A 1,344-nucleotide genomic window follows, 5' to 3' on the forward strand; every position below is an offset into this window, starting at 1 on the left:
GCCACGAGCGCCAGCAGCCGCTCGGCGTTCCGCTGGACCACCAGCAGGCGCTGGGCTACCTGCGGGGGCAGGGCGGCGACGTCGTCGAGCACCAGGTCCACATTGCCGATGATGGAATTCAGCGGCGTCTTGAATTCGTGCGTCACGTTGGAGACCAGCTCCTGGTTCGCCGCCAGCGCTTCCACCCAGCCGGTGACATCGCTGTAGACCACTACAGCACCCGCGAACTGTCCGTCCTCGCCGAGGAGGGGCCGGGCCGCCGTCGAGACTGCCCGCTGCTCCGTTCCCTCTCCGGCCCACACCAGGTAGTCGGCGAAGGATTCCCCTGCGATGGCACGGCTGATCGGGCGCTTCTCGGGCGGCAGCAGGGTCCGCCTGTCCTGCCCGAAGATCAGTTGGTGGCCCTGGCCGGGTACGGCGTCGTCGGCACCTGTTGCGCGGCGGAAGTTCCGCTGCCGGTCATTGGTTACGAGGAAGTGGCCGGAACGGTCGACGGCGGCAATCCCGACGTCGGTCGCGTCGAGGACCGTCTGGAGCAGCTTTTCACGCTCCCGGCTCTCGCGGAGCAGCTTCCGAAGCTCTTTGTCTTTCTGGGCCAGTTCGCGCTGCTGTAGCCGGACGTGCACGCTCGCGAACCTGATGGCGAGGGAAACCGAGAACATCATGAGGGGAAAGAGCAGGGTTGTGGTGATGTCCGAGGGAGTCAGGTTGGGAAACCGCCCGGCCAGCGAGGGAACCATGATGAGCATGGGGCCGAAGAAACTGAGGACCAGGCTGCTCCGGGCGAGCATGCCCGAGGCGGAGAGCCAGATCACCGGGAACACCGCCAGGACGGCAAGCCCGGGCAGAAGGGGTGCGGCGCCATTTCGGAGAAGCCCGATCGCGACGAAGTCGAGAATGGGGACCAGCAGGTAGGGACGGTGCGCCAACCGTTCCCACGGGACGAGCAGGCAGCCGAGGAACAGGATGCCGGAAAGGAGGATCCCGGCCAGGAACAGCGGACTGTGCAGCAGCGTGGGCCAGGCGAACGGGGTTGCAACCGCGAGTGCGGCCACGATCAAGGTCAGTGGCAGCTGGCACAGGGCAACCTGAGCCCGCGGCCCAAGCCGCTGGAAGAAACGCGCCGGCCCGCGTGGAAAAACTCGCTCAGCCATGACCCCGGCTAGGGCCACGACGGGTCATCAGGTGAATATCCGCTGCCTCCGAATTCCTTCTGGGCACCGTGGCACATCCTCTCCGGCTTGTAATCCACATCCTTGTCATAATAATTGACTTTTCAAATGCAATGTTGAAAAGGATGTCATGACCCACGCTTGCTTGTAGCGTATAAAGGGTTGGAGCGGG

Annotated in this window: 1 protein-coding gene; it reads right to left on the reverse strand. The window is 64.7% G+C overall.

All coding sequences use genetic code 11. From position 1 onward, the window contains the following. The coding region (locus tag AC5RWX_RS33405; RefSeq protein WP_494100443.1) for a histidine kinase dimerization/phospho-acceptor domain-containing protein at positions 1 to 1,055 on the reverse strand (1,055 nt) is incomplete at its 3' end. Positions 1,056 to 1,344: the final 289 nt, after the last annotated feature.

This window comes from Arthrobacter sp. SPT-J7 (assembly GCF_059089965.1).